Origin of the sequence: Methylacidimicrobium cyclopophantes, from assembly GCF_902143385.2 — a bacterium.
Lineage (GTDB): Bacteria > Verrucomicrobiota > Verrucomicrobiia > Methylacidiphilales > Methylacidiphilaceae > Methylacidimicrobium > Methylacidimicrobium cyclopophantes.
In genome coordinates this window covers 1-6,493 of the sequence record NZ_CABFUZ020000176.1, presented here as the reverse complement: position 1 = coordinate 6,493, position 6,493 = coordinate 1, and the positions used below count along the sequence as shown (strand labels likewise).

The window sequence follows — 6,493 nt, the reverse complement described above, 5'->3', positions numbered from 1 at the left end:
GGGCGGCCGTCGCCGGAGAGGCTCTCGAAGTCGAGCGGATTCAGGATTGGGTGGAGACGGCTCTCATGGAAGCGGGGCACCATTCGGTCGCCCGCCGTTATATCCTCTACAGGGCGGAGCGCCGCCGGGCTCGGACGTTGCGAGCGGCGACTCGATCGGGCGGCCTCTCGCTCTCCTTCGTGCTTCGATGCGGTGAGCGAGTTCCGTTGGATCCGGAAGGTCTCGGACGGGAATTGGAGGAGGCCTGCCGTGGGCTCGAGGAGCGCTGCTCCTGGAGGAGCTTGGCCGAAGAGACTCTGCGGAGCCTTTACGACGGAGTGAGCGAGGACGAGATCGATCAGGCGATGATTCTTGCCGCACGCTCACGCGTGGAAAGGGAGCCGGCGTATACCTACGTGGCGGCGAGAATCTTGCTGGCAAAGCTCTACCGAGAAGTACTCCCTGAGATCCGGGGCCGGGAAGAGCTGGAGACGGTCCATAGAAACTTCTTCCCGATCTCTCTGCGATATGGAGTCGAGGTCGGCCGCCTTTCGCCCGACTTGTTGCGGTTCGATCTCGAGAAGCTCGCCGACGCACTCCGGTTCGAGAGGGATCGGGACTTCACGTACATGGGGCTGCAGACGGTCTACGATCGGTATCTTCTCCATCACGAAGATCGGAGAATCGAAACCCCGCAATATTTTTGGATGCGGGTGGCGATGGGGTTGGCGCTCGCCGAGAAGGAGAATCGCGAGGCCCACGCGATCGAGTTTTATGAGCTTCTCTCCTCTTTTTCGTTCCTCTCCTCGACTCCGACCCTCTTTAATTCGGGGACCCTCCATCCGCAGCTCTCCTCCTGCTATTTGCTCACCGTCTCCGACGATCTCGACGGGATCTTTCAGGTCATCTCGGATAATGCCCGGCTTTCGAAATGGGCCGGCGGCTTGGGAAACGATTGGACCAATGTCCGAGCCACCGGCTCCTTGATTCGGGGAACGAACGGCCGGAGCCAAGGGGTCATTCCCTTTTTGAAGGTGGCGAACGACACCGCGGTCGCCGTCAACCAGGGTGGGAAGAGGAAAGGGGCGCTTTGCGCCTACCTCGAAACTTGGCATCTCGACATTGAGGACTTTCTCGAGCTCCGAAGGAACACGGGAGATGAGAGGCGGCGGACGCCCGACATGAATACGGCCAATTGGATTCCCGATCTCTTCATGAAGCGGGTCATAGAAGGAGGAAATTGGACGCTCTTCAGTCCCAGCGACGTGCCCGATCTCCACGACCTCTACGGCAGGGCCTTCGAGCGGCGTTACTGCGAGTATGAGGCGATGGCGGACCGGGGGGAAATCCGGAACTTCCGGCGAGTGCCGGCGACGGCCCTCTGGCGGAAGATGCTCACGATGCTTTTCGAGACCGGCCACCCGTGGATTACGTTCAAGGATCCATCCAATATCCGATCTCCCCAGGACCATGTTGGCGTCATCCACAACTCCAACCTCTGCACCGAGATCACCTTAAATACCTCTTCGGACGAAACCGCCGTCTGCAACCTGGGTTCGATCAATCTTGCCGCTCATGTGAAGGACGGAGAGCTTGAGGAAGCGCGGCTCGCGAAGACGATTCGGGTAGCGGTCCGCATGCTCGACAACGTGGTCGATATCAATTTTTACCCCACCCCGGCGGCAAGAAATGCCAATTTGCGCCATCGTCCGGTCGGCTTAGGCATGATGGGCTTTCAAGATGCGCTCTATCTTCTGAAGCTCTCTTATGGAAGCCAGGAAGCGGTGGAATTCGCGGATCGGACGATGGAAACGATCGCTTACCACGCCCTTCTTGCCTCCGCCGAGTTGGCAAGGGAGCGAGGAGCCTATTCGACTTTCCGTGGCTCCAAATGGGATCGAGGTCTCTTGCCGATCGACACCCTCTCCCTGCTCGAAGAGGAGCGAGGCGGGGATCTCGACGTCGACCGGACGATGAGGAAAAATTGGGACGAGGTCCGACAGGCGATTCGCAAGTATGGGTTACGGAACAGCAATCTGCTCGCGATCGCCCCGACCGCCACGATATCGAATATCAGCGGAGTGTCTCAATCGATCGAACCGACTTACAAGAATCTCTTCGTGAAGTCGAACCTGTCGGGCGACTTTACGACGATCAATAGTTATCTCGTGGAAGATTTGAAACGGGCTGGCCTATGGGATGAGGAGATGGTGGACGATCTCAAGTTTTACGATGGTTCCGTTCTTGCGATCGAACGAATTCCTCGGGAGATCAAGGAGAGATATCTTACCGCCTTCGAAATCGATCCGAAATGGCTGATCGAGTGCGCGAGCCGCCGCCAGAAGTGGATCGACATGGCGCAATCGCTCAACCTCTATATCGCGGAGCCGAACGGGAAGAAGCTTTCCGACATGTATCTCTTGGCTTGGCGCAAGGGTCTCAAGACAACCTACTACCTGCGGGCGGTGGCGGCGACCTCCGTCGAAAAGTCGACCTTGGATATCAATGCGAGGGGATTGCAGCCGCGGTGGATGAAAAGCGTCAGTCCGTCTTCCCGTGTGCGCGTCGATCGAGTGGAGGTGGAACGAAACGGTCGGGCTTGCTCGCTCGACAATCCGGAATGCGAGAGTTGCCAATGATCGAATCGCGCATGCGGCCGGGGAAAAAAGCCACGGGAGATTCCCCGAAGGGGCATTCGAAGCCGCCCGCGAAGCGATCCTGATTGGATCCGATCAAAAAACCTGACCAAAGGAGAAACCATGTCCTGCTGCAATTCCTCGGAAACGGGATTCCAACGCTACGACCTCACCAAAAGAATCAATGCGAAGGACAAACGGCTGATCAACTGCCGGACGGTGGATGTCAACCAGCTCATGCCCTTGAAGTATAAGTGGGCCTGGGAACATTACCTGAACGGATGCGCGAATAATTGGCTCCCATCGGAAGTTCCGATGCAGAGAGACATCGAGCTTTGGAAATCCGACAAATTGAGCCCCGACGAGCGTCGGGTTATCATGAGGAACCTCGGATTCTTCGCGACCGGGGAGAGCCTCGTCGGCAACAACATCGTCTTGGCGATCTTCAAGCACATCACCAATCCGGAGGCGCGGCAATATCTCTTGCGCCAGGCTTTCGAGGAGGCCGTGCACACGCACGCCTTTTTGTATATCGTCGAGAGCTTGGCTCTCGACGAGCGTGAAGTGTTCAACATGTACCACGAGGTCAACTCGATCCGGAACAAGGACGCTTTCGAGATGACCTTGACCGAAGATATTCTCCGGGAAGGCTTCACGACGGAAACCGAAGCCGGAATTCAGCGGTTTCTCAAGAATCTCGTCGGCTTCTATGTCATCATGGAGGGAATCTTTTTCTACAGCGGATTTGTCATGATTCTCTCCTTTCATCGACAGAATCGGATGACCGGCATCGGCGAGCAGTTTCAATACATTCTGCGGGATGAGACGATCCATTTGAACTTCGGCATCGATTTGATCAACGGAATCAAGGAAGAAAACCCGACCGTCTGGACGCCGGCCTTTCAAGAGGAGCTCGGCGAAATGATCGCGCAGGCGGTGGAGCTCGAATATCTCTATGCGCAGGATTGCCTGCCGAGCGGGATCCTGGGGTTGAACGCCGACCTTTTCCGAGAGTACGTTCAGTATATCGGAGATCGGAGGTTGGAGCGGATCGGCTTGAAGGCACGATATGGATCGCGCAATCCTTTCCCTTGGATGAGCGAAACCATGGATCTCCTCAAGGAAAAGAACTTCTTCGAGACGCGGGTGACCGAATACCAGCACGGCGCGCTTCTTCAGTGGTAGCCTCATGCATCGCTTTCGCTATCGCGGAGACGCGCTTTTCGTCGAAGAAGTCGAGGCCGCCCGGTTGGCCGAGAGATACGGAACTCCTCTTTACGTCTACTCGGCGGGCACCATCGTCGATCATTATGATCGACTGGTTTCCTCCCTGCGGGAGTTACATCCCCTCGTCTGCTACGCGGTAAAAGCCAACTCCAACTTGTCGGTTCTTCGGCTCCTCGCCTCCCGAGGCTGCGGCTTCGATTTGGTGAGCGGCGGAGAGCTCTATCGAGTGCTCCGAGCGGGGGGCGATCCTGCTCTCTGTACCTTTGCCGGAGTGGCCAAGACCTCCCAAGAGATCACGGAAGCGCTGGAAGCGGGCATTTACAGTTTTATCGTCGAGAGCCGGGAGGAGCTCGCTGCCATCGAGCGGGTGGCGGCTCGCTTGGGAAAGCGGGCACCCGTGGCCCTTCGTGTGAATCCGGATGTCGGTGCCCAAACCCATGCGAAAGTCAAGACGGGCATCGCGGAGAGCAAATTCGGCATTGCGGCGGAAGAAATCGAGGAGCTCTATCGGCAGCTCGCCCTTTTTCCCAACCTCTTTCTGCGGGGAATTCAGATCCATATCGGATCCCAGATCCGGGACGTAGAGCCTTTTGAGGAAGCGGTCCGCAGAGTGATTCCCTTGGTGGAGATTGCGCGCGATCGATTCGGCGCCGAGTTCTTCGACATCGGGGGAGGATTGGGGATCGCCTACGAGGAGGCATTACAGAGCGGCGATCCCGGCTGGTGGGAAAGCAAGGCGCAATGGGCAACGCCCGCTCGCTATGCGCAGCGCTTGCGCCCCCTGCTGGAGCCTCTCAAGCTCCGCATCGTCGTCGAGCCTGGCAGGCTGCTCGTCGGGAACGCAGGAATTCTCCTCACGAGAGTTCTCTACCGGAAGGATCGGCCGCAGAAAAAGTTCGTAATCGTCGACGCAGGGATGAACGACCTCATCCGGCCCGCGCTCTACGGCTCCTTTCACCAGATCGTACCGGTTGCCCGTCGGGCGGGAGAATCGATCGAAGGGGATGTCGTCGGTCCGGTTTGCGAGTCGGGCGACTGTTTTGCCAGCTCGCGGCGGCTGCCGTGGGTGGAACCCGGAGATCTGCTGGCGATTTTCAGCGCCGGAGCCTACGGCTTCTCCATGGCATCTCAGTACAACTCGCGGCCGAGGCCCGCCGAGGTTCTGGTCGAAGGAACGGATCATCGATTGATCCGCCGTCGGGAGAGCTATGAGGATCTCGTTCGGGGAGAGCAGATCGGAGAAGACGACCGAGCGACCGATCCTGAGAGAGGAGCGGAAGGATGAGAGGCCGAGCGAACGGAAGCAAAAACTCAACGGGAGACCAAAGGGGTCGGAAGGAGAGGGGATGAGCTGGCGAATCGATGGCCGGAAGGCCGCTATTATCATAGTGGATGTTCAGGAACAACTGGTTTCGGCGGTTGCCGGCGCCGAGACGATCCTCGCCAAGATCGATCGTCTCCTCGACATTGGGAAACGATTGGCGATTCCGGTTCACTTTACGGAGCTGGCTCCGGACAGGCTCGGTCCGATTTCCTCGCGCCTTCTTTGGAGGCCGGGGGACAACGAGCCGAGGTTTGCCCGGAATTCGATCTCCGCGGGCTCCGTTTTGCCGAAGGATCTGCCGCAATTTCTGCTCGTTGTCGGAATGGAGACTCATGCGGCGATCCGGCAGACGGTCTACGATTTCCGGGAAGGAGGACATGCGATCTATGTGGCGGCGGACGCGGTCGGCTCCCGCAACCCCGCGGATCATCAGATCGCCCTCGACGAGATGCGGCAAGACCGAATCGTGGTTACCTCAATGGAGGCGCTCCTTTGCGAGCTGGCGGCGGAAACGGCGGAACCCTATTTGGACCGGCTGCTTTCCGCTTCATCGTAGCGAGCGCATCGACTCCGTTCGATTTTTCGGGAGATCGTCCGCAATTCCTGCCGATTTCTGCTGCGTCTGCTGCTGCGGATCGATCGAAATCACGTTCAGGATGGGACTGAGGACGACTTGATTCGTGGATTCGCGGATACGCGCCTGCCGGAGAATCGTGTTTACCGCGGTAGACACCATCTCGGTCGGGACGACCAGCTCGATTTTGGTTTGCGGCAAAAAATCGGGGAGATACTCGTTGCCGAGGTACTGTTCGGTCTCTTGCGGTGCTTGGTCGAACCGTTTTACTCGGCTGACCAAGGCGTCTCGTATGCCGCGATCGGCAAGGGCTTCGCGAAGGGTGCCGAGACAAAACCGCGGAACGATCGCCTCCACCTTTTGGAAGAGGGCGATCGAGGGGAGTGGGTCGGGTACCGTCAACGAATCCCTCATGCCTCTATCAGGCAAGCACCTTGCGTGCCACTCCAGCAGCGGCGACGAAAGATCGCCGACTTGCGCAGAGATCGATTCTGCGGCAGATATAGAGACACGAGAGTTGTGTTTCCCATGATTACCTATCTTTACGAAACGGTTCCTACCCGAGAGGGCGAAGAGCCCAAGATTTACGAAATCCGGCAACCAATCGGAGCTCCGGCACTGACGCGCCATCCCGAGAGCGGGGAGCCGCTACGTCGCATCATTGCAGGGGGAGCGGGGATTCAGACGACCCGGAAGGGAGCCTCCGCCGCTCCGCCTTCCTCCTGCGGTTGCGGGCATGGCGGCTGCGGCTGC

At 58.3% G+C, this 6,493-nt stretch carries 6 protein-coding genes; 5 read left to right on the top strand and 1 reads right to left on the bottom strand.

The window, feature by feature from the left end:
• From FN369_RS07965 to FN369_RS07950, 4 genes are all read left to right on the top strand, one after another.
• The coding region (locus tag FN369_RS07965) for a ribonucleoside-diphosphate reductase subunit alpha (protein ID WP_142525638.1) at positions 1-2,618 on the top strand (2,618 nt) is incomplete at its 5' end.
• A gap of 120 nt (positions 2,619-2,738) precedes the next feature.
• Entirely contained in the window at positions 2,739-3,800 is a 1,062-nt protein-coding gene (locus FN369_RS07960; protein WP_142525637.1) for a ribonucleotide-diphosphate reductase subunit beta, read from the top strand.
• Between the two features lie 4 nt (positions 3,801-3,804).
• Positions 3,805-5,127: a diaminopimelate decarboxylase gene (gene lysA / locus FN369_RS07955; RefSeq protein ID WP_142525636.1), complete on the top strand. Its 1,323-nt coding sequence runs from the start codon at positions 3,805-3,807 to the stop codon at positions 5,125-5,127.
• Between the two features lie 61 nt (positions 5,128-5,188).
• Positions 5,189-5,722, top strand: coding sequence for an isochorismatase family protein (locus tag FN369_RS07950; protein ID WP_178087753.1), 534 nt, complete (start codon positions 5,189-5,191; stop codon positions 5,720-5,722).
• On the opposite strand, the gene FN369_RS07945 is transcribed toward FN369_RS07950, so the two are convergent.
• A complete protein-coding gene (locus FN369_RS07945) occupies positions 5,714-6,154 on the bottom strand; it encodes a P-II family nitrogen regulator (protein ID WP_178087752.1) in 441 nt (146 codons plus the stop codon). The two genes, FN369_RS07950 and FN369_RS07945, sit on opposite strands and share 9 nt — an antisense overlap.
• Positions 6,155-6,268: 114 nt before the next feature.
• Between FN369_RS07945 and FN369_RS07940 the strand changes: the two genes are divergently transcribed.
• The coding region (locus tag FN369_RS07940) for a zinc ribbon domain-containing protein (RefSeq protein WP_142525633.1) at positions 6,269-6,493 on the top strand (225 nt) is incomplete at its 3' end.